We start from the raw sequence: 20,676 nt of genomic DNA on the forward strand, positions 1-20,676 counted from the left end.
CTTCCAGGGTGAGTGCATCCAGTCCCTACGCCCGACAGCTCGCGGCGATCCCCGTGCGGCGCCGCGAGGCCGAGGTCCTGGGTGGAACGACCGCCTACTGGGAGTACGGACCGGAGGACGCCGCGACCACGATCCTCGCGGTGCACGGCTTCCGCGGCGAGCATCACGGGCTCGAGCCGATCGTGGCACAGCTGCCCGACGTGCGGTTCCTCTCGCCCGATCTGCCCGGCTTCGGCGAAAGCGCGCCGCTGCCGGGGCGTACGCACGATCTGGACGCGTACGTCGACTGGCTGACGGCCTTCGCCGCGGCGGTCGCGCCCGGCGCCGTGGTGCTCGGACACAGCTTCGGATCGATCGTCGCGTCGGCCGGGGTGGCGCGCGGCCTTCCCACGCCCCGGCTCGTCCTCGTGAACCCGATCGGCGCGCCCGCACTGTCAGGGCCACGCGGCGTGTTCACCCGCCTCGCGGTGTTCTACTACTGGGCGGGTGCGAAGCTGCCGGCGGGGCTGGGGGAGGCACTGCTGCGCAACCGTCTCATCGTGCGCGTGATGAGCCTGGCGATGGTGAAGACGAAGGATGCCGCGCTCCGACGCTTCGTGCACGACCAGCACGACACCTACTTCTCGCGGTTCGCCGACCGCGACGTGCTGCACGACGCGTTCGTGACGAGCGTGTCGCACGACGTGCGCGAGTCGGCCGCCCGCATCAGGCAGCCGACGCTGCTGATCGCCGCGCAGCGCGACGACATCACGCCGATCGAGAAGGAACGGGAGCTGGCGACCCTGTTCGCCGAGGCGGAACTCGTCGAGATCCCCGAGGTCGGGCACCTCATCCACTACGAGACGCCGCAGGCGGCGGCCGAAGCGATCAGGCGGTTTCTCGCGCCAACCCCATGAGCGGGCGCACACGGTAGTCGATGACCTCGCCCATCACCAACGAGGTCTCGGTGCGTTCGACGCCCTCGATCGCGAGGATGCGGGCGTCGGTGTCGAACAGGTGCTGGGTGTCACGGCACGCGACGCGCACGAGCAGATCGACTTCGCCGGACAGGCCGTGCGCCTGCAGCACCTCGGGAACGCGGTGCAGCTCGGCCGTTATCTGCGGCAGCTCGGCCTGACGCACGGTCACGGAGATGAAGGCCTCGATGGGAAAGCCCATCGCGCTCGGCGACAGTGAGCGCTCGAAGGAGAGGAAGACGCCGGAGCGCTCGAGCCGCGCCATGCGGGCCTGGACGGTGTTGCGGCTGAGCCCCAGAGCATCGGCCAGCGCGACGACGGTCGCGCGCGGTTCGCGCGAGAGGGTCGCCAGAAGCTCAAGGTCAACGCTGTCCAGTTGGGCCATAGTGCGAAAGACTAGCACGGTGCCCAACCATGTTTCTGTGCAACATGCTCAGCCGCTGTGCGGATGCTTGAGCTAGGTGCGAGATCGACGTAGCCTCACGATATCCGGCGAAGATGCCGGCTCATCACGCGGTGCGCCTCACGAGGGACCCGCGAGAAGGAGGGATGACGATGGTGCACACCCTGAACCCCACAGCCGACCTCAAGACCGACGTCGACGACGTCGCCCGGTTGCTGACCGCCGACGGTGAACGCGTCGCCGACCGTGATCTGGACTCGTGGATCGCCGACCTCGACGCACAAGCTCTGCGCGGCCTCTACCGCGATATGTTCTTGCTGCGTCGCATCGACGCCGAGGGCATGGCCCTGCAGCGGCAGGGACAAGTGGGCCTCTGGGCGCCCTGCAACGGGCAGGAGGCCACCCAGATCGGCACGGCCCGCGTGCTGCAGCCCTCCGACTTCGCCTTCCCCAGCTACCGCGAGACCGGTGTGGTCTACGCTCGCGGTGCGCAGCCCGAGGGATTCCTTCGCGCGTGGCGCGGTGAGGCGCACTCCAGCTACGACCCGAACGAGCTGGGCACCGCCGTACAGCAGATCATCATCGGCGCGCAGACGCTGCACGCTGTCGGCTACGCGATGGGCATTCAGCGCGACGGCGTCGACCAGGTCGTCGCCACCTGGTTCGGCGACGGCGCGACCAGCCAGGGCGACGTCAGTGAGGCCATGGTGTTCGCGGCGTCGTACGAAGCGCCCGTCGTGTTCGTGTGCACGAACAACCAGTACGCGATCAGCGAGCCGGTCGGGGTGCAGGCGAAGGCTCCGATCGCCGGACGCGCGCCGGCCTTCGGCATCCCGAGCATGCGCGTCGACGGCAACGACATCCTGGCCGTGACGGCCGCTATGCGGTGGGCTGTCGACCACGCCCGCAGCGGCAAAGGGCCGGCGTTCATCGAAGCGGTCACCTACCGGATGGGCCCGCACACCACCAGCGACGACCCCACGCGTTATCGGGAGAAGGACGAGGTCGAGGCCTGGAAGCGCCGCGATCCGTTGACGCGCGTCGAGGCGTACCTGCGCGCGATCGGAGAGTTCGACGACGAGGTCGCCGCGCAGATGCAGCACGATGCCGACGAGCTCGGCGCCGCGGTGCGCAGCACGTGCCTGGCGATGACGACGGCCCCGGCCCTCAGCATCCTGGACGACGTCTACGCCGAGCCGCACGCCGGCCTCGATGAGGAGAAGACCTGGTTCGCCGCCTACGTCGACGGCTTCGCCGAGGAGGCCGGGCGATGACGCAGCTCACGATGGCGAAGGCCCTCAACGAGGGGCTGCGCCGTGCGATGGCCGATGACGACAAGGTGCTCGTCATGGGCGAAGACATCGGTCGCCTCGGCGGCGTGTTCCGCATCACCGACGGTCTGCAGGCAGAGTTCGGCGCGCAGCGCATCGTCGACACCCCGTTGGCCGAGTCGGGCATCATGGGCACGGCCGTCGGGCTCGCGTACCGCGGGTATCGCCCGGTCGTCGAGATCCAGTTCGACGGATTCGTGTACCCGGCGTTCGACCAGATCGTCTCGAACGTCGCCAAGCTGCACTACCGCTCGCAGGGCACCGTGCGGATGCCGATCACGATTCGCATCCCGTGGGCCGGCGGCGTGGGAGCAGCCGAGCACCATTCCGAGTCACCCGAAGCGTACTTCGTGCACACCTCCGGTCTGCGCGTCGTGGCGGTATCGAACCCGCAGGACGCCTACACCGTTCTGCGCCAGGCGATAGCGTGCGATGACCCCGTGGTGTTCTTCGAGCCCAAGCGGCTGTACCACACCAAGGGCGAGGTCGATCTCGACCGGGATCTCGCCGACGCGGCGCCGATGGGACTGGCGCGCATCGCCCGGCCGGGCAAGGATCTGACGCTCATCACGTACGGTGCGCAGGTGGCGACGGCGATGGATGCCGCGACCGCCGCCGAAGATGAGGGCATCGACATCGAGGTCATCGATCTGCGCTCGCTCTCGCCGATCGACTACAAGACGGTCACCGCCTCGGTGCGCAAGACGGGCCGCGTCGTCGTGACCCATGAGGCCGCGCGCGAGGCGGGGCTGGGCGCGGAGATCATCGCGAGCGTCACCGAACGCTGCTTCTACCACTTGGAGACGCCGCCGGTTCGAGTGACCGGATGGGACATCCCGTATCCGCCCGCGAAGCTCGAGAAGCACCACGTGCCCGACCTGGACCGGATCCTCGATGCGGTCGACCGGGTGCTCGACCGGCCGAACAGCATGTCGGAGGTGGAACTGTAATGCAGGACTTCCGACTTCCCGACCTCGGCGAGGGGCTTCCCGAGGCCGAGCTCGTGCAATGGCTCGTCGCCGAGGGCGACACCGTCAGCCTGAACCAGAACATCGCCGAGGTGGAGACGGCCAAGGCCGTCGTCGAGCTGCCCTCGCCCTATGCCGGCACAGTGCAGAGGCTGCATCACGCCGCCGGCGACACGATCGACGTCGGCGACGTCATCGTGACCTTCGCACTGGAGGGGGAGACGGTGGATGCTGCTCCCGCCGCCCCCGCAGAGGCCGGCAAGGGGGAGGCTGAGGCCGAGCCCGAAGAGGAGAAGGCCACGCCGAACCTCGTGGGGTACGGGGCCGCTCCGCGCAAGAGCGCGCGGCCGCAGCGGCGTGCGCGTGCTGCGCGCGCGGGTGCTTCGGCATCGGCCGACACCGCGGTGCTCGAGGCTGCGCCGCACGATGCGATCGTCGAGCAGCCCATAGAGCAACCGGTCGAGCGGCCCCGCTCCACCCCGCCGGTGCGCAAGCTCGCCAAGGACTTGGGGATCGACCTCGCGCTCGTGGAGGCGACCGGCGAGAACGGCCTGATCACGCGGGGCGATGTCGAGGCGTACGCCGGCCACACCGGCATGGCGGACGCGCAGGCGGCGGCCGCGGCATCCACCACTCCCGCGCCGACGAGCGACGAGCGTGTCACCCGCCGGCCGATTCGCGGGGTGCGCAAGGCGACGGCCGAGGCCATGGTGCGCAGCGCGTTCACGGCGCCGCATGTGACGACCTTCCAGACCGTCGACGTGACCGCGACGATGGAGCTCGTCGCATCGCTGAGGGCCGATCGATCGCTGGAGGGCCACCGCATCGGCGTGATGGCGGTCGCGGCCAAGGCCGTGTGTCTGGCGCTCGGCCGCAACCCGAGTCTCAATGCGAAGTGGGATGACGCGGCCGGCGAGATCGTCGAGCACCACTACGTCAACCTCGGTGTGGCGGCGGCGACCGAGCGGGGGCTCATCGTGCCGGTGGTCCCCGATGCAGACGCCATGACGCTCGTCGAGCTGGCCGACGCGATCGGTGAGCTCGCGGCCACCGCGCGGTCGGGCAAGACGCCACCGGCGGCCATGACCGGGGGCACGTTCTCGATCACGAACTTCGGCGTCTTCGGCGTCGAAGCCGGCACGCCGATCCTCAACCCGGGGGAGGCCGGCATCTTGGGGCTCGGCACCGTGGCCAAGCGGCCCTGGGAGCACCAGGGCGAGATCGCGCTGCGCGACGTCATGACGCTGAGCCTGTCGTTCGACCACCGGATCGTCGACGGTGCCGAGGGGTCGCGGTTCCTGGTCGACGTCGCGAGCGTGCTCGAGCAGCCCGGGAGGGCGATGCTTCTGCGGTGAGGGGTACGCGGGTTGCGCCTGGACGGCGCGTCCGCGCTTCTCCGCGAGAGCATGCCTGTGCACGCCGTTCCGCCGGCGGAGCGTGCACAGGCGTGATCTCGCGTGGGACGCGGGCGTAGGGTCGAGCCCAGCGGGGTGAGCCATGTCGACGAGGATGCTGCGCGCGGTGGTCGGTACCGCGCTCGCGGTTTCGGCATGCTCGCTCTCGGCGTGTGCGGTGCCCGCCGCCGAGCCGCAGGGCACGCCGTCTGGGGCGACGTCATCATGGCGTCCGACCGCGCTGCCGATCACATGTGGCAGCGGGTTCGGAGCGGCGTCCGCCGACTCGGGGACCGATGCCGATCGTTCGTGCGCTGAGGGGAGCGGGTCGCTCTCACAGACTCCGGATGATCGCACGTACGTCGGGTGATTCTGCGGGAATCGTCCGACGTGCGTCGTCTTCTCCGAAGTCTGTGTGGCGGTAGCGCGCCGCCGCCTCGGGGCCTCACGCCCGCAGAGCAGCACCCGCGAGCTGCTCGAGTGTCGCCCGCACCTGGCTCTCGCCGGGGGCGGCGCGCAGCCCGCGCACGCTGTGCGGCGTCGAGTTGATGAGCCCGAACACGGCATGCGCGCGCACGCGCAGATCGGCATCGGAGCGGGAGGGGTGGATGCCGCGCAGCACCCCCACCCACACCTCGACGTATTCGCGCTGCAGTCGTCGCACCCGATGCCGGTCGGTCTCGGCGAGCGAAGCGAGGTCGCGGTCCTGCACGCGGATGACGTCGGCGTCATCGAGGGCGAACGCCACATGGAACCGGATGAGGTCATCAAGCGCGCTCGCGGGGTCGGGCGCGGCATCCACCACTCCCACTCCACCGTCGCGCAGTCGCACGCTCACCTCCACGAGGATCGCGCCCAGCAGCGCCTGCTTGCTCGCGAAGTGTCGGTAGACCGCGGGGCCGCTCACGCCGCATGCGGCGCCGATGTCTTCGAGCGTCACCGACGCGAAGCCGCGCTCGGCGAACAGCCGTGACGCCTCGCGCAGCAGCGCCGACCGGCGGTCGGACTTCGCGCGTTCGCGCTGCGTGATTGCCATCTGAGTTAATCCTCGCTAACATCGAGTTCAGTTAATGAAGACTAACACCGTCGGAGCAGACATGACCGAACCCGCCACCCAGCGTGACCTCGCCGCCGAACTGCGCGAGCGCGTCGCCGTCGCGGCCGAAGGCGGGTCCGCGGCATCCCGCGACCGCCACGTCACGCGCGGCAAGCTGCTGCCGCGCGATCGCGTGCGGCGCCTGCTCGACGAAGGCAGCCCATTCCTCGAGGTCGCTCCGCTCGCTGCCGACGGCCTGTACGACGGGCAGGCTCCGGCGGCGGGCGTCATCGCCGGCATCGGGCTCGTGCACGGCCGACACGTCATGGTGGTGTGCAACGACGCCACCGTCAAGGGCGGCACGTACTATCCGATGACCGTCAAGAAGCATCTGCGCGCGCAGGAGATGGCCCTCGAGAACCGGCTGCCCTGCGTCTACCTCGTCGACTCGGGGGGCGCGTTCCTGCCGATGCAGGACGAGGTCTTTCCCGACCGCGACCACTTCGGGCGCATCTTCTTCAATCAGGCGCGGCTGTCGGCCGAGCGCATCCCGCAGATCGCGGCAGTGCTCGGTTCGTGCACGGCCGGCGGTGCGTACGTGCCCGCGATGAGTGACGAGACGGTGATCGTCCGCAACCAGGGCACGATCTTCCTGGGCGGGCCGCCGCTCGTGAAGGCCGCGATCGGCGAGGTCGTCACCGCCGAAGAGCTCGGCGGGGGAGAGCTGCACGCCCGCCACTCGGGAGTCGTCGACCACCTCGCCGACGACGACGAGCACGCGCTCGAGATCGTGCGAGACATCGTCGCAACCCTGCCGCCGCCCGCCGAGCCGGCGTGGCTGGTCTCCGAGACCGTCCCGGCGAAGGGCACCGCCGACGAGCTCTACGACGTCGTGCCCGTCGACGTGAATCAGCCGTACGACGTGCGCGAGGTGATCAGCCGCCTCGTCGACGGCGGCGCGCTGCACGAGTTCAAGAAGGAATACGGCACGACCCTGGTGACCGGCTTCGCGCACATCCACGGGCACCCCGTGGGCATCGTCGCCAACAACGGCGTGCTGTTCAGCGAGTCGGCGCTGAAGGGCGCCCACTTCATCGAGCTGTCCGATCAGCGCGGCATCCCGCTGCTGTTCCTGCAGAACATCTCCGGCTTCATGGTGGGGCGGGATGCCGAAGCCGGCGGCATCGCGAAGGACGGGGCCAAGATGGTCACGGCCGTCGCGACGACGCGGGTGCCCAAGCTCACGGTCGTGATCGGCGGCTCGTTCGGCGCCGGCAACTACTCGATGTGCGGGCGGGCATATTCGCCCCGCTTCTTGTGGACGTGGCCCGCCAGCCGCATCTCGGTGATGGGCGGCGCCCAGGCCGCATCCGTGCTCTCCACCGTCAAGCGCGATCAGCTCGAGGCGCGCGGCGACCAGTGGCAGGCCGACGAGCAGGCGGCGTTCGAGGCGCCGATCCGCGCGCAGTACGAAGAGCAGGGCAGCCCGTACTACGCGACCGCGCGGCTGTGGGACGACGGCATCGTCGACCCCGCCGACACCCGTGACCTGCTGGGGCTCGCGCTCGATGTCGTTGCGCGCACGCCCCTGCCCGAACCGCGCTTCGGCGTCTTCCGGATGTGAGCAGCACCATGTACTTCGACACCGTTCTGGTGGCCAACCGCGGCGAGATCGCCCGCCGCGTCATTCGCACGCTGCGCCTGCTCGGCATCCGGTCGGTCGCCGTCTACAGCGACGCCGACGCGTCGGCGCCGCATGTGGCCGAGGCCGATGATGCCGTGCGGATCGGGCCGGCTGCGGCATCCCACTCGTATCTCGACATCGACGCGGTCATCGGTGCAGCGCAGGCGAGCGGCGCGCAGGCGATCCACCCCGGGTACGGCTTCCTCTCCGAGAATCCGGCGCTCGGCCGCGCCTGCGCCGAGGCCGGCATCGTCTTCATCGGGCCGGGTGCCCAGGCGCTCGAGGTCATGGCCGACAAGATCCGCGCTCGCGACCATGTCGCCGCCTCCGGTGTGCCCATCGTGCCCGGCTTCAGCGCCGCCGGCATGACCGACGACGAGATCGTGGATGCCGCGAAGGCCGCCGGCTTTCCGCTGCTGATCAAGCCGTCGGCCGGCGGCGGCGGCAAGGGCATGCAGGAGGTGCATGGTCCCGATGAGGTCCGGGATGCCGTGGCCACCGCCCGCCGCGTGGCCACGGCCGCCTTCGGCGACGACACGCTGCTGTTCGAGCGTCTCATCCAGCGTCCGCGGCACATCGAGGTGCAGGTGCTCGGCGACACACGCGGCACCGTCATCCACCTTGGTGAACGCGAATGCACGCTTCAGCGCCGCCACCAGAAGGTCATCGAAGAGGCTCCGTCGCCGCTGATCGACGCCGGCACCCGGGCACGGCTGGGCGAAGCGGCCTGTGCGGCCGCGGCATCCGTCGCCTACACGGGCGCCGGAACCGTGGAGTTCATCGTGTCGGCGGACCGGCCCGACGAGTTCTTCTTCATGGAGATGAACACGCGCCTCCAGGTCGAGCACCCGGTGACCGAGCTGGTGACCGGCGTCGATCTCGTCGAGCAGCAGCTGCGCATCGCCGCGGGCGAGGCGCTCGACATCGCTGATGTGACATTCGACGGGCACGCGATCGAGGCGCGGGTGTATGCCGAGAGCCCCGCGCGCGGCTTCTTGCCGGCGACCGGCGATGTGCTGTTGTGGCAGCCGGCCGAGGGAGTGCGGACGGATGCCGCTGTCGAGACCGGCAGCGTGGTCACCGCCGACTACGACCCGATGATCGCGAAGGTCATAGCCCACGGTGCCGACCGTGCGCAGGCGCTCGAGCGGTTGGATGCCGCGCTCGCCGGCACCGTGCTGTTCGGTGTGGAGAGCAACATCGACTTTCTGCGCACGCTGCTGACTGATCCCGTCGTGCAGGCCGGCGACATGGACACCGGGCTCATCGACCGGATGCCGCCGTTCGAAGACCCGGCACCGAACGAGGCAGCGCTCGCCGCTGCGGCTGCTGCGGTGCCGCTCGCGGAGGAGCGCGGACACGCGACGCCGCTGTGGCTGGCGGGAACGGGGTGGCGTGCAAGCGCCGCGCCGGTGCCGGGGCGGGTGTGGTTCGAAACGAGCGACGGGACGGTGTCGGTCGCCCCGCGAGCGCAGCGAGACGAAGGTCCGGTGACCGCCGTCGGCTCGGAGGGAACCGTCTGGGTCCACGCCGACGGCGTGACCAGCGCCCTCACGCCGCTCACGCGACGCCAGGCGATGGAGCACCGCCTCGCACAGCGGGAACGCGCCGAGGGCGCCTCCGACCCCGAGCTGCGTGCGCCGATGCCCGGCGCCGTGGTCGCAGTGCACGCTGAAGAAGGCGCCCGCGTGACTGCGGGAGAGAAGATCGTCTCCATCGAGGCGATGAAGATGGAACACCCGGTGACGGCGCCGCATGACGGCATCCTCACCCTCCTGGTCGCGAGCGGCGACCAGGTGCGTCGCGATCAGATCATCGCGCGCGTCGACCCTGCCGAAGGCGAGTGAAAGACAGCATGGACACCTACAGCACTTATGACGTCAGCGACGACGAGCGCGAGCTCGCCGGACTCGTGCGCGGCTTCGCCGACGAGGTCATCGCGCCGATCGCCTATGAGGCGAACCGCACCCACACCCTGCCGCTCGACGTCGTCGCGCAGATGGGGGAGATGGGCCTGTTCGGCCTGCCGTTCCCCGAAGAGTACGGCGGGCAGGGCGGCGACTACTTCGCGCTGAGCCTGGCGATCGAGGCCATCGGCCGCGTCGACCAGTCGCTGGCGATCACGCTCGAAGCCGGGGTGAGCCTGGGCGCGATGCCGATCTTCCGCTTCGGGAACGACGAGCAGAAGCGCGAGCTGCTGCCGGATCTGCTCGCCGGCCGGGCGCTCGGGGGGTTCGGTCTGACCGAACCGGATGCCGGATCCGATGCCGGCGCCACGCGCACCACCGCGCGACTCGAGGGCGGCGAGTGGGTCATCAACGGTGCGAAGCAGTTCATCACCAACTCGGGCACCGACATCACCCGCTTCGTCACCGTGACCGCGGTAACCGGGGAGAAGGACGGCCGCAAGGAGATCTCGACGATCATCGTTCCGAACGGCACACCGGGGTTCACCGTCGAGCCGGCTTACGACAAGGTGGGCTGGCACGCGTCTGACACGCACCCGCTCACCTTCGCCGACGCCCGGGTGCCCGAGGCGAATCTGCTCGGCGAGCGGGGCCGTGGGTTCGCGGCCTTCCTGCACATCCTCGACGAGGGGCGTATCGCGATCGCCGCTCTCGCGACGGGCGCCGCCGAAGGGTGTGTGGACGCCGCCGTCGACTACGCGCACTCGCGGACGGTCTTCGGGCAGCCGCTGGCCACCAAGCAGACGATGCAGTTCAAGATCGCGCGCATGCAGGCCCGGGTGCACACGGCGCGGCTCGCCTGGCACCACGCGGCACGCCTGCGCGACGCCGGCAAGCCGTTCAAGACCGAGGCCGCCATCGCCAAGCTTGTGGCGGGGGATGCCGCCATGGACAACGCCCGCGACGCCACCCAGGTGTTCGGCGGCAACGGGTTCATGAACGAGTACCCCGTGGCGCGCCATTACCGGGACTCGAAGATCCTCGAGGTCGGCGAGGGCACCACCGAGGTGCAGCTGCTCGTGATCGCTCGGGCGCTGGGCCTGGTGTGAAGGGGCTAGCGTGAACGGCATGACCGAGATCGTCCAGCGCGGGCTGTACTACGAGGAGTGCGAGGTGGGCGCGCGGTATCTCCACCGGCCCGGGCGTACCGTCACCGAGGCCGACAACATGCTGTTCTCGGCGCTGACGATGAACACGCAGGCGTTGCACCTCGACGCGGCATACTCGGCCACGCAGCCGTTCGGCAAGCCGCTCATGAACTCGATGTGGACGCTGTCAACGCTGGTGGGGATGTCGGTGGCCCAGATCACGCAGGGCACCCTGGTCGCCCAGCTCGGCCTGTCGGACATCTCGTTTCTGCGCCCCGTCTTCGCCGGCGACACGCTCTACGGCGACACCGAGATAGTTTCCAAGCGGCTCTCGACCTCGCGCCCCGGGCAGGGCCTCGTGACGATGACGCACACCGGCCGCAACCAAGACGACGAGGTCGTCGCCACCGTCACGCGCATCGCGCTGATGTGGTGTCTGCCGAAGGAGGATGCATGAGCTTTCAGATGGGGCCCGCCCTGCTGTTCTGCCCTGCCGACCGGCCCGAGCGGTTCGCCAAGGCTGCCGCACGGGCCGACGCGGTCATCCTCGACCTCGAAGACGCTGTCGCCGCAGCCGACAAGCCCACCGCGCGCGGCAACCTCATCGAGAGCGACCTGGACCCGGCGTGCACCATCGTGCGTATCAATCCGCTCGACTCCGAGCATGCGGCATCCGATCTGTCCACTCTGTCGCAGACCGACTACCGCACCGTGATGGTCGCCAAGAGTGAGTCGGCGAAGACACTCGGCCGATTCGACCCGCGCTTCCGGCTGATCGCGCTGTGCGAGACAGCGCGCGGGGTGGTCAACGCCGAGAAGATCGCCTCGCTCGAGAACGTCACGGCGTTGATGTGGGGCGCCGAAGACCTCGTCGCGTCGCTGGGTGGCATATCCAGCCGCAAGACGAACGGGCGCTACCGGGACGTCGCGCGTCAGGCGCGATCCCGCGTGCTGCTGGCCGCGGGCGCTCGTGGCAAAGCCGCGATCGACGCCGTGCATCTGGACATCGCCGATGCCAAGGGGCAGTCACGGGAGGCGATGGATGCCGCGGCCTCCGGCTTCGCGGCCACCGCCTGCATCCATCCTTCGCAGGTCGAGCTCGTGCGGGCCGCGTACCGCCCGGACGTGAAGACCGTGGCCTGGGCCCGGGCGGTGCTGGCCGCGGCCGCCGGGCAACGCGGTGTGTTCTCGTTCGAGGGACGCATGGTCGACGAGCCTGTGCTCGCGCACGCGCGCTCGGTGCTCGCGCGGGCGTGAGCGTCAGCCGGTCGTTGAGCGAAGCGCCCGCAGGACGCTGAGTCGAAACGCCAGCTCAGTGCGCGACGGCGTCGACGAGGCGCAGGCGCTCGCGCTCGATGAGGATCGTGTAGCCGCCGCCGTTGGGCAGCCGGGTGGCGGGGTCAGGCAGGTCGCCGTGGCTGATGTGGCGCACGAGCTCGCGGATGAGCGCGCCATGCGAGACGACGATGACCGACGCGCCGCCCGGCGCGGTCAGTGCACGGACATCGCGGGCTACCTTGCGCACGCCGCGCACCGCGCGCTTGCGCACGAGCGGCCACGGCTCGGCGCCGGGCACGTCGGATGCATGGCGGGTGCCCCAGCGTGCCTCGATGTCGTCGCCGGTCATCCCCTCTGCCTCGCCGTACGCGCGCTCGCGCAGTTCGGGGTAGAGGTGCGGCGTGGGCAGCCCGAGCTCGTCGGCGATGATCTCGGCCGTCTCGCGGGCGCGCGACAGGTCGCTGGCCGCGACGGCGACCGGCAGGGACGGATCCATGCGGTCGAGTAGGATCGCCGCGGTGTCGCGTGCCTGCTGACGGCCGGTCTCGTTCAGCGCGATGTCGCTCGTGCCCTGGATGCGGCCGACGCGATTCCAATCCGTCTCGCCGTGGCGGATGAGGGTCAGAGTCGTCACGGCTCAAGCCTATCGGCGAGACCTGTGAGCACCTCGCTCGTTCCGGCGTCGAGCTTCACCGTCGCCCGCGCATCGGCACGTGTCTGCCCGCGATTGACGATCACGATCGGGATGCCGCGGCGCTGTGCGCGCTGGATGAACCGCATCCCCGAGTTGACCACCAGCGACGATCCCGCCACGAGCAGCGCATCGGCGGCGGTCAGCAGCTGCTCGGCACCGGCGAACTGCCCGAGGGGAATCGTCTCGCCGAAGAAGACGACTTCGGGTTTCAGCATCCCTCCACACACACTGCACGCCGGCACGATGAATCCGTCGACGGAGTCGGGGCGCACATCGCCGTCCGGCAGCAGCACAGCGTCTTCGTTCGTGACCAGCCACGGGTTGTCGGCCTCGATGCGTACCGCCAGGTCGCGGCGATCGAACACCTGGCCGCAGTGCAGACAGAGCACCCGACGGAGCGTGCCGTGCAGCTCGACGACGCGCTCGGACCCCGCCTGAAGGTGGAGTCCATCGACGTTCTGGGTCATGACACCGTTCACGACGCCGCGGTGCTCGAGATCGGCGAGGGCCTGGTGGCCGGCATTGGGACGTGCGGCGGCGAACCGCTTCCACCCGAGGTGGCTGCCGATCCAGTAGCGTCGGCGCGCGGCATCCGTCGCCAAGAACTGCTGCACGGTCATGGGCTGCCGCACCGGAGCGTGCTCGCCGCGATAGTCGGGGATTCCCGAGTCGGTGGAGACACCGGCGCCGGTGAGAACGGCGATGCGCCGCCCGGTCAGAGCGGCGACGGCGTCTTCGAGCACCTGCCCAGGTTACGCGTTCGGCCGCGGTGCGGGCATGCTGGAGGGGTGAGCGTGATCCGCATCGACGACCCCCTCGAACCACGACTCGCGGATTACCGCGATCTCACCGACGTGAGGCTGCGGCGCATGCTGGAACCGGCAGGTGGCCTGTACATGGCGGAGTCGGCCAAGGTGCTCGCGCGGGCGCTGGAAGCGGGGCACCAGCCGCGCTCGCTGCTCGTGCAGGAGAAGTGGCTCGACGACGCGCTTATGCTGCTGGGCGAGCGCGGCGATGTGCCGGTGTACGTCGTACCGGCGGAGGTGGCCGAGAAGCTCACCGGGTACGCCGTGCACCGCGGGCTGCTGGCCGCCATGCATCGCCCCGAGCTGCCCTCGATCGCGGAGGTGCTGACCGGCGCACGTCGTGTGCTTGTGCTCGATGAGATCGTGGATCACACGAACGTCGGGGCGATGTTCCGGGGTGCCGCGGGCCTGGGCGCCGACGCCGTGCTCGTGGGTGCGCGCTGCGCCGACCCCCTGTACCGGCGCAGCGTGCGTGTGAGCATGGGCACGGTCTTCCAGGTGCCGTGGACACGGCTGCCCGAGTGGCCACAGGCGGGCGACGCGTTGCGCGCCGAGGGCTTGCATCTGGCGGCGCTCGCGCTCGCCGACGACGCCGTCTCACTCGACGACTTCGCCGCCGATCCGCCCGAGCGGGTGGCCCTCATGCTCGGTGCCGAGGGGGACGGCCTCGGACGCAAGGCGCTCGCCGCGGCAGACACCATCGTCACGATCCCGATGGCCGGGGGAGTGGACTCGCTGAACGTGGCTGCGGCCGCCGCCGTGGCGATGTGGGCGCTGCGGGTCTAGGCCTTCTCGCCGCGGCGGGCCGCGGCATCCTTCCCCGGCGCCAGCGTCGTGACCGGCAGCGGTTCTGGGCGCTTCGCGGTGACGTTGTCACCCGACGACTGGTGGCGCAGGCGTCGCAGCACCCACGGCATCAGGTGCGTGCGTGCCCAGACGAGGTCTTCGCTGCGCGCTGCGCGCCAGGTGCGCGGCGGCAGCGGGTCGGGCTCCATCGGGGTGAGGTCATTGGGCACGTTCAGGGCGCGCAGCACCATGCGCGCTATCTCGTGGTGCCCGAGCGCGTTGTAGTGCAGCCGGTCGTCGGTGAAGAACCGCGGGTCCTGCACGGTCTTCAGCGCCCACTGATCGGCCACTATGCAGTCGTACTCGTCAGCGACCGCGCGCACGTTCTCGTTGTAGATCGCCACCTTGCCGCGGATCGCGCGGAACACCGGGGTGAACTCGGTGTCGATGCCGGTGAAGACCACGAGCGTCGCGCCGGTGCTCGACAGGCGTGCGACCGCATCGCGGAACAGAGTCGCGATCTCGTCGGGGTCGGTGCCGGGGCGGATCACGTCGTTGCCGCCCGCGCAGAGCGTGACCAGGTCGGGTTTGAGCGCCAGGGCCGGCTCGATCTGATCGGCGATCACCTGACGGATGAGCTTGCCCCGCACGGCGAGGTTCGCATAGGCGAAGTCGTCGACCTGGCTGGAGAGCACCTCGGCGACCCGATCGGCCCAGCCGCGGAAGACTCCCGGCTCATCGGAGGGGTCGCCCACGCCCTCGGTGAACGAGTCGCCGAGGGCGACGAAGCGTCGCCAGGGGTGCGGCTCGGCGTTCTCGACGAACGGGCTGCGGTGATCCTCAGACATCGTGATCCTCCTCCGGACAGACACTCAGACTAATCGTCGGGCGATGTCTGCCGCTTCGCCTAAGGTGGAATGTCGTCGCGCCGTCCGGCGGCGCAGAAGGGAGTTCGGGTTGGAGGAGCACGCCTCACTGGGAAGCTTCGCCGCCGAACATCTCTCGCCCACCTACCCGCAGCGGGCCCCCTGGGGCACCGCCCAGCGCCTGCGCGCGTGGCAGGCCGAGGCGCTCGACCTGTACTTCGGGCTCGACGGCCCCGATGGCGTCGGACAGGGCCCGCGCGACTTCCTCGCGGCGGCCACGCCCGGCGCCGGCAAGACGACGTTCGCGCTGCGTCTGGGCAGCGAGCTGCTGCGCCGTCGCGTGGTCGACCGCATCATCGTGGTGGCACCCACCGAGCACCTCAAGACGCAGTGGGCGGATGCCGCGGCCCGCGTCGGGATCCGGCTCGACCCCGCGTTCTCCAACAGGCATGCGTCGCCGGCGCGCGAATACCATGGCGTCGCCGTGACCTACGCGCAGGTCGCGGTCAAGTCGTCGGTGCACGAGCGGCTCGTACTCGAGCGGCGAAGCCTCGTGATCCTCGACGAGGTGCATCACGGTGGCGACGCCCTCAGCTGGGGCGACGCGCTGCGCGACGCCTATCGGCGCGCCACCCGCCGCCTGCTGCTGAGCGGCACGCCGTTCCGCAGCGACACCGCGCCCATCCCGTTCGTCGAGTACCACCCCGATGTGCACGGCATCCGCGTCTCGCGCACCGACTACAGCTACGGCTACCGGCGGGCGCTCGAAGACGGTGTCGTGCGCCCCGTGATCTTCATGGTGTACGCCGGCAACATGCGCTGGCGCACCAAGACCGGCGACGAGATGGAAGCCCAGCTCGGGCAGGACAACACCAAGGACATCACCGCGCAGGCCTGGCGCACTGCGCTCGATCCAGAGGGCGACTGGATCCCCGCGGTGCTGCGCAGCGCCGACCGGCGTCTGACCGAAGTACGCGAGCAGGTGCCGGATGCCGGGGGCCTGGTGATCGCGACGGATCAGACGGCCGCGCGCGCCTACGCCGACATCCTTCGGCAGATCACGGGCGAACAGGTCACCGTCGTGCTCTCGGACGAGGCCGAGGCCTCGGGCCGCATCGAGACCTTCTCGAAGGGCACGAGCCGCTGGATGGTCGCGGTGCGCATGGTGTCGGAGGGCGTCGACGTGCCGCGTCTGTCGGTGGGGGTGTATGCGACGAGCGCCTCCACGCCGCTGTTCTTCGCCCAGGCCATCGGCCGCTTCGTGCGCGCCCGGCGACGCGGTGAGACGGCGAGCGTGTTCCTGCCGAACGTGCCGCAGCTGCTGGCCCTCGCAGGCGAGCTCGAGCGCCAGCGCGACCATGCGCTCGACCGCGAGGGCGGAGACGACGAGTGGGCGCCTGAAGAAGACGCGATGGATGCCGCGCAGCGCGACGAGAAGGCCTCGGACTCGCTGATGGAGGAGTTCAGCTACCAGGCACTGGGCTCGCACGCGAACTTCGACCGCGTGCTGTTCGACGGCAAGGAGTTCGGGCAGCTCGCCACCCCTGGCACGCCCGAGGAAGAGGAGTTCCTCGGGCTGCCGGGCCTGCTCGAGCCCGAGCACGTGCACGAGCTGCTTATGCAACGGCAGGCGCGGCAGAGCCGGCACCGCGTCGCCCGAGAGACGCACGAAGGAGCAACGGGCGACGAGCCCGAGCCGCCGCAGGCGCTGCACCGTACCCTCAAAGAGCAGCGCCAGCTGCTGAACAGCCTGGTCGGGCTGTACGCACGGCAGTCGGGCGAACCGCACGGCGTGGTGCACGCTGAGCTGCGGCGCACGTGCGGCGGCCCGGCGGTGGGTCAGGCCACGGTGGCGCAGCTGCAGAAGCGCATCGAGGTGCTGCGCCGGAGGGTGCACTCGTAGACTCGCCGCGTGGCAGCGAGATACTCGTTCGAGACACGGTGGCGCCTGCCTGCCCCGCGCGAGCGATGCTGGCAGGAATTGGAACGGATGCTGCGCGATGGCGCCGTCGCGTGGTGGCCGGGTGTGCGGGTCGCGCCGGCTCCCGTTGACGCCGCGGTGGGCGCGCAGTTTCTCCTGCTCGTGCGCAGTCCCCTGGGCTATCGGCTGCGGGTGACGATGCGCATCACGCAGAGCGAGCCGGCGCGGCTCATCGCGGCCGATGCCGTGGGCGACCTGCGCGGACACGGGGCGATCACCGTGCGCGCGGTCGGGGGCGGCAGCATTCTCACCTTCGTGTGGGAGGTCGAGACCCAGCGGCTCTGGATGAATCTGGCAGCGCCGCTGATGCACGGGGCGTTCGCCCGTGCGCACGACCGGGTGATGGCGCGGGGCGAGCGCGGTCTGCGCGCGACCCTTGCCGGGCGCGGTTAGCGCGTCCGGTGCGGGTTCGGGCGTCGACCCGGTGCGGTTCGGGGCCCCGAAATGCTGGCAATCACGCGGTTCGGGCGGGTGCGGCATCCCGCGCCCGATACCCTCGATCAACGTGAGTGAACCGAGCGCCCGTGATCGCCGCCGCTGGGCGCAGTACCTCGTGAACGAACGGGCCGAAGCCCGCGTGTACCGCGAACTCGCCGGGCGGCGGAGCGGACAGGAGCGCGAGATCCTGCTCCAGCTCGCCGAGGCGGAGGGGCGCCACGAAGCACACTGGCTGACCCTGCTGGGCGGCGAGCCGGCCTCGCTGCCGCGTGCCTCCAAGCGCACCCGGATGCTGGGCTGGATGGCGCGGCACTTCGGCCCGATCTTCGTTCTCGCCCTGGCGCAGAACGCCGAAGGGCGCTCGCCGTACGACGACGATCCGCACGCGACGGCGGCGATGGCGGCCGACGAGAAGGTGCATCAGGAGGTCGTGCGGGGGCTCGCCGCTCGCGGCCGTCGGCAGTTGTCGGGCGGCTTCCGCGCGGCGGTGTTCGGCGCCAATGACGGTCTGGTCTCCAACCTCGCGCTGGTGATGGGCATCGGAGCGGCGGGAGCCTCCGCGCAGTTCGTGCTGTTCAGCGGCATTGCCGGGCTGTTGGCCGGTGCGCTGTCGATGGGCGCGGGGGAGTACGTGTCGGTCCGCTCGCAGCGCGAGATGCTCGAGGCCACGCAACCGGGCGAGTTCGCCGACGGCATCCTTCCCGATCTCGATCTCGATGCCAACGAGCTCGCGCTCGTCTACCGGACCCGCGGGATGTCGGCCGATGCCGCCCTTGCGCGCGCAGAGCAGACGCTCGCTCGCGCGCGACGCCCCGACGTTGTCGCGGCCCACACCGGTCCGGTAGGCGTGCCCGACGATCGCGATGTCGTCGGCAGCGCCTGGCGGGCGGCGTTCTTCAGCTTCCTCTGCTTCGCCTCGGGGGCGATCATCCCGGTGCTGCCGTGGATCTTCGGCATGGCCGGGGTTCCCGCCGTCGTGCTGGCCCTCGTCCTGGTCGGGCTGGCGCTTCTGGGCACCGGCGCGATCGTCGGCCTGCTCTCTGGTGCTGCTCCGCTGCGACGCGCGCTGCGCCAGCTGCTCATCGGCTACGGCGCCGCGGCGGTGACCTACCTGCTCGGCCTCCTGTTCGGGGTGAGCCTGGGCTGAGCCTGGCTGAACCTGGCTGAGCGTGCGTCGGGACGAGCGCGCCGAGCACACGCCTTTTCCCTGCGCGAGAACATCCTTGTGCACGCTCTCCGGCGCAAAAAGCGTGCACAAGGGTGATCTCGCGATGTCGGGCGGGCGCCGCGCGAGTGAGAAGAGAGTGGATGCCGCATCCCCCTCCTTCAGCTATACTGAAGCAGGCATCAGTTGTACTGAAGGTAAGAGGAGGCGGCATGACCGCCATCAGCGAAACCATCACAACCGCGCCCACCCGGCGCGACTGGCTCGGCCTCGGCGCCCTCGCCGCGGGCCTGGGCATGATCGTGCTCGACGGCACGATCGTCGGCGTCGCGCTGCCCGACATCGTCGCGGACCTGCACCTGACCCTCAGCGACGCGCAGTGGGTCGGCAGCCTGTACGCCGCGGTCCTCGCGGCGCTGCTGCTGTCGGCCGGCCGCCTCGCCGATCGGTGGGGGCGTAAGCGGCTGTTCCTGGTGGGGATCGTCGTCTTCGTGCTCGGCAGCCTGTGGGCGGCCACCGCGAGCGGTGCGGGTTCCCTCATCGCTGCGCGAGCAGGTCAGGCGATCGGTGCGGCGATGATCATGCCGTCGACGCTGTCGACCGTGAACGCGACCTTCCGCGGCAAGTACCGCGCCGCGGCCTTCGGCGTGTGGGGCGCCGTGATCTCCGGCGCTGCCGCCGTCGGGCCGCTTGCCGGCGGCGCACTGACGCAGTACGCGTCGTGGCCGTGGATCTTCCTCGTGAACCTGCCGCTGGGCGCGCTCGTGTTCGCCGCCGCGATCTTCACGGTGCGCGAGACGAAGGATCCGGGGGTCAAGAAGCGCGGCGGCGACGTGCTCGGCGCGGTGTTCAGCGCTATCGGCTTCGCCGCGCTCGTGTTCGTCGTCATCGAGGGACCCGACCTCGGCTGGTGGACGCCGAAGGAAGACTTCGCGATCCTCGGGTTCACCTGGCCGGCGACCGCGCCGGTGTCGCTCGTCGTCCCGCTGGCAGTCGTCGCCGTGCTCGGCATCGCGGGATTCCTCGTCTGGGAACAGCAACGTGCCCGGCGGGGGCGTCCCGTGCTGCTGGATCTCACTCTGTTCCGGTTGCCGACCTTCAGCTGGGGCAACCTCACCGCCGGCACTATCGCGGTCGGCGAGTTCGCCATCGTGTTCGTGCTGCCGTTGTGCCTGGTCAACGCGCTGGGCTTCGACGCGATGGGGGCGGGCCTCATCCTCGCGGGCATGGCGCTGGGCGCCTTCGTCTCGGGCGCCCTCGCGCGTCATCTCGCGCGGGCGCTGGGTGCCCCCGGTGTCGTGATCGTGGGTCTCGTGCTCGAGGTCATCGGCGTCGGCACCCTGGCGTTGCTGCTGCGCCCTGACAGTGCCGGTGGGGTGCTCGCCATCCCGCTGGTCGTCTACGGGCTCGGGCTGGGGCTCGCATCCGCGCAGCTCACCGGAACGGTGCTGCGTGATGTGCCCGTCGCGCAGTCCGGGCAGGGCTCGGCCACGCAGAGCACGGTTCGCCAGGTCGGAAGTGCCCTGGGCACGGCGCTGGCGGGTGCGGCACTGTCGATCGCGCTCGCGATGACGCTGCCCGCGGCCACCGGCGACGCCGGTCTCTCGGGTGCGCACGTCGACCAGGCGGTTCAGACGACGCGCTCGAGCGCCGGCGCCACGATCAGCGTGCTGCGCGCGCAGCACGGCGGCGCGATCGTCGACGCTCTGTCGGCAGGCTTCACCGACGCGACCCGCGTCGCGTTGCTCGTGGCCGGCGTCTTCCTCGTCCTGGGCCTGGTCGGTGCCCTTCGCGTGCGCGCCGTGGCACGGCATCCCGCCCCCTGATCCCTGGGA

General features: G+C 70.4%; 19 protein-coding genes. 14 read left to right on the forward strand and 5 right to left on the reverse strand.

Features of this window, described 5'->3' with window-relative positions:
* Positions 1-8: 8 nt before the first annotated feature.
* On the forward strand, positions 9-896 hold the full coding sequence (locus PU630_RS06770) for an alpha/beta fold hydrolase (protein ID WP_275279594.1): 888 nt from the start codon (positions 9-11) through the stop codon (positions 894-896).
* Here PU630_RS06770 and PU630_RS06775 read toward each other — a convergent pair.
* Entirely contained in the window at positions 868-1,341 is a 474-nt protein-coding gene (locus tag PU630_RS06775; RefSeq protein WP_275279595.1) for an Lrp/AsnC family transcriptional regulator, read from the reverse strand. The two genes, PU630_RS06770 and PU630_RS06775, sit on opposite strands and share 29 nt — an antisense overlap.
* A gap of 164 nt (positions 1,342-1,505) precedes the next feature.
* Between PU630_RS06775 and pdhA the strand changes: the two genes are divergently transcribed.
* From pdhA to PU630_RS06790, 3 genes are read left to right on the forward strand one after another with little or no spacing between them, the layout of a single operon-like run.
* Positions 1,506-2,633: a pyruvate dehydrogenase (acetyl-transferring) E1 component subunit alpha gene (pdhA, locus tag PU630_RS06780; RefSeq protein WP_275279596.1), complete on the forward strand. Its 1,128-nt coding sequence runs from the start codon at positions 1,506-1,508 to the stop codon at positions 2,631-2,633.
* Positions 2,630-3,640 carry an alpha-ketoacid dehydrogenase subunit beta gene (locus PU630_RS06785; RefSeq protein WP_275279598.1) on the forward strand — a complete coding sequence of 337 codons (1,011 nt, stop codon included), beginning with the start codon at positions 2,630-2,632 and terminating at the stop codon, positions 3,638-3,640. Before pdhA ends, PU630_RS06785 begins: the two co-directional genes overlap by 4 nt.
* Entirely contained in the window at positions 3,640-5,013 is a 1,374-nt protein-coding gene (locus tag PU630_RS06790) for a dihydrolipoamide acetyltransferase family protein (RefSeq protein ID WP_275279599.1), read from the forward strand. The genes PU630_RS06785 and PU630_RS06790 overlap by 1 nt, the downstream gene beginning before the upstream one ends.
* Positions 5,014-5,497: 484 nt before the next feature.
* On the opposite strand, the gene PU630_RS06795 is transcribed toward PU630_RS06790, so the two are convergent.
* A complete protein-coding gene (locus tag PU630_RS06795) occupies positions 5,498-6,088 on the reverse strand; it encodes an SACE_7040 family transcriptional regulator (RefSeq protein WP_275279600.1) in 591 nt (196 codons plus the stop codon).
* 61 nt (positions 6,089-6,149) lie between these two features.
* Here PU630_RS06795 and PU630_RS06800 point away from each other — a divergent pair, with 61 nt between their 5' ends.
* The 5 genes from PU630_RS06800 to PU630_RS06820 are packed head-to-tail and all read left to right on the forward strand — an operon-like array spanning position 6,150 to position 12,084.
* Positions 6,150-7,712, forward strand: coding sequence for a carboxyl transferase domain-containing protein (locus PU630_RS06800; RefSeq protein ID WP_275279601.1), 1,563 nt, complete (start codon positions 6,150-6,152; stop codon positions 7,710-7,712).
* Between the two features lie 8 nt (positions 7,713-7,720).
* Positions 7,721-9,619: an ATP-binding protein gene (locus PU630_RS06805; protein WP_275280042.1), complete on the forward strand. Its 1,899-nt coding sequence runs from the start codon at positions 7,721-7,723 to the stop codon at positions 9,617-9,619.
* An 8-nt stretch (positions 9,620-9,627) separates the two neighbouring features.
* Entirely contained in the window at positions 9,628-10,788 is a 1,161-nt protein-coding gene (locus PU630_RS06810) for an acyl-CoA dehydrogenase family protein (protein ID WP_275279602.1), read from the forward strand.
* Between the two features lie 19 nt (positions 10,789-10,807).
* A complete protein-coding gene (locus PU630_RS06815) occupies positions 10,808-11,284 on the forward strand; it encodes a MaoC family dehydratase (RefSeq protein WP_275279603.1) in 477 nt (158 codons plus the stop codon).
* A complete protein-coding gene (locus PU630_RS06820) occupies positions 11,281-12,084 on the forward strand; it encodes an HpcH/HpaI aldolase/citrate lyase family protein (protein WP_275279605.1) in 804 nt (267 codons plus the stop codon). Before PU630_RS06815 ends, PU630_RS06820 begins: the two co-directional genes overlap by 4 nt.
* 55 nt (positions 12,085-12,139) lie before the next feature.
* On the opposite strand, the gene PU630_RS06825 is transcribed toward PU630_RS06820, so the two are convergent.
* The gene (locus PU630_RS06825; RefSeq protein ID WP_275279606.1) at positions 12,140-12,739 is read right to left on the reverse strand and encodes a histidine phosphatase family protein; all 600 of its coding nucleotides are present in this window, start codon (positions 12,737-12,739) and stop codon (positions 12,140-12,142) included.
* A complete protein-coding gene (locus PU630_RS06830; protein WP_275279607.1) occupies positions 12,736-13,542 on the reverse strand; it encodes an NAD-dependent protein deacetylase in 807 nt (268 codons plus the stop codon). Before PU630_RS06830 ends, PU630_RS06825 begins: the two co-directional genes overlap by 4 nt.
* Before the next feature lie 45 nt (positions 13,543-13,587).
* Between PU630_RS06830 and PU630_RS06835 the strand changes: the two genes are divergently transcribed.
* Positions 13,588-14,391: a TrmH family RNA methyltransferase gene (locus PU630_RS06835; protein WP_275279608.1), complete on the forward strand. Its 804-nt coding sequence runs from the start codon at positions 13,588-13,590 to the stop codon at positions 14,389-14,391.
* Here PU630_RS06835 and PU630_RS06840 read toward each other — a convergent pair.
* Entirely contained in the window at positions 14,388-15,239 is an 852-nt protein-coding gene (locus tag PU630_RS06840; RefSeq protein WP_275279609.1) for an SGNH/GDSL hydrolase family protein, read from the reverse strand. The two genes, PU630_RS06835 and PU630_RS06840, sit on opposite strands and share 4 nt — an antisense overlap.
* Before the next feature lie 43 nt (positions 15,240-15,282).
* Here PU630_RS06840 and PU630_RS06845 point away from each other — a divergent pair, with 43 nt between their 5' ends.
* The 4 genes from PU630_RS06845 (at position 15,283) to PU630_RS06860 (ending at position 20,667) form a co-directional block, all read left to right on the forward strand.
* Positions 15,283-17,160: a DEAD/DEAH box helicase gene (locus PU630_RS06845; RefSeq protein WP_428981985.1), complete on the forward strand. Its 1,878-nt coding sequence runs from the start codon at positions 15,283-15,285 to the stop codon at positions 17,158-17,160.
* A 9-nt stretch (positions 17,161-17,169) separates the two neighbouring features.
* Positions 17,170-17,631 (forward strand): SRPBCC family protein, encoded by a 462-nt coding sequence (locus tag PU630_RS06850; RefSeq protein ID WP_275279611.1) that lies wholly within the window; start codon positions 17,170-17,172, stop codon positions 17,629-17,631.
* Positions 17,632-17,743: 112 nt separating this feature from the next.
* Positions 17,744-18,823: a VIT1/CCC1 transporter family protein gene (locus PU630_RS06855; protein WP_275279613.1), complete on the forward strand. Its 1,080-nt coding sequence runs from the start codon at positions 17,744-17,746 to the stop codon at positions 18,821-18,823.
* A gap of 230 nt (positions 18,824-19,053) precedes the next feature.
* Complete coding sequence (locus PU630_RS06860) at positions 19,054-20,667, forward strand: DHA2 family efflux MFS transporter permease subunit (RefSeq protein WP_275279614.1); 1,614 nt, start codon at positions 19,054-19,056, stop codon at positions 20,665-20,667.
* Positions 20,668-20,676 lie beyond the last annotated feature (9 nt).

This window comes from Microbacterium horticulturae (genome assembly GCF_029094505.1).
Classification (GTDB): Bacteria; Actinomycetota; Actinomycetes; order Actinomycetales; family Microbacteriaceae; genus Microbacterium; species Microbacterium horticulturae.

Bases quoted from the DNA above. Each gene is read 5' to 3' on its own strand.
- PU630_RS06815 (WP_275279603.1), top strand. From the start codon at position 10,808: ATGACCGAGATCGTCCAGCGCGGGCTGTACTACGAGGAGTGCGAGGTG.
- PU630_RS06810 (WP_275279602.1), top strand. From the start codon at position 9,628: ATGGACACCTACAGCACTTATGACGTCAGCGACGACGAGCGCGAGCTC.
- PU630_RS06820 (WP_275279605.1), top strand. From the start codon at position 11,281: ATGAGCTTTCAGATGGGGCCCGCCCTGCTGTTCTGCCCTGCCGACCGG.
- PU630_RS06860 (WP_275279614.1), top strand. From the start codon at position 19,054: ATGACCGCCATCAGCGAAACCATCACAACCGCGCCCACCCGGCGCGAC.
- PU630_RS06790 (WP_275279599.1), top strand. From the start codon at position 3,640: ATGCAGGACTTCCGACTTCCCGACCTCGGCGAGGGGCTTCCCGAGGCC.
- PU630_RS06785 (WP_275279598.1), top strand. From the start codon at position 2,630: ATGACGCAGCTCACGATGGCGAAGGCCCTCAACGAGGGGCTGCGCCGT.
- PU630_RS06840 (WP_275279609.1), bottom strand. From the start codon at position 15,239: ATGTCTGAGGATCACCGCAGCCCGTTCGTCGAGAACGCCGAGCCGCAC.
- PU630_RS06800 (WP_275279601.1), top strand. From the start codon at position 6,150: ATGACCGAACCCGCCACCCAGCGTGACCTCGCCGCCGAACTGCGCGAG.
- pdhA (WP_275279596.1), top strand. From the start codon at position 1,506: ATGACGATGGTGCACACCCTGAACCCCACAGCCGACCTCAAGACCGAC.
- PU630_RS06795 (WP_275279600.1), bottom strand. From the start codon at position 6,088: ATGGCAATCACGCAGCGCGAACGCGCGAAGTCCGACCGCCGGTCGGCG.
- PU630_RS06845 (WP_428981985.1), top strand. From the start codon at position 15,283: ATGTCTGCCGCTTCGCCTAAGGTGGAATGTCGTCGCGCCGTCCGGCGG.
- PU630_RS06805 (WP_275280042.1), top strand. From the start codon at position 7,721: ATGTACTTCGACACCGTTCTGGTGGCCAACCGCGGCGAGATCGCCCGC.
- PU630_RS06775 (WP_275279595.1), bottom strand. From the start codon at position 1,341: ATGGCCCAACTGGACAGCGTTGACCTTGAGCTTCTGGCGACCCTCTCG.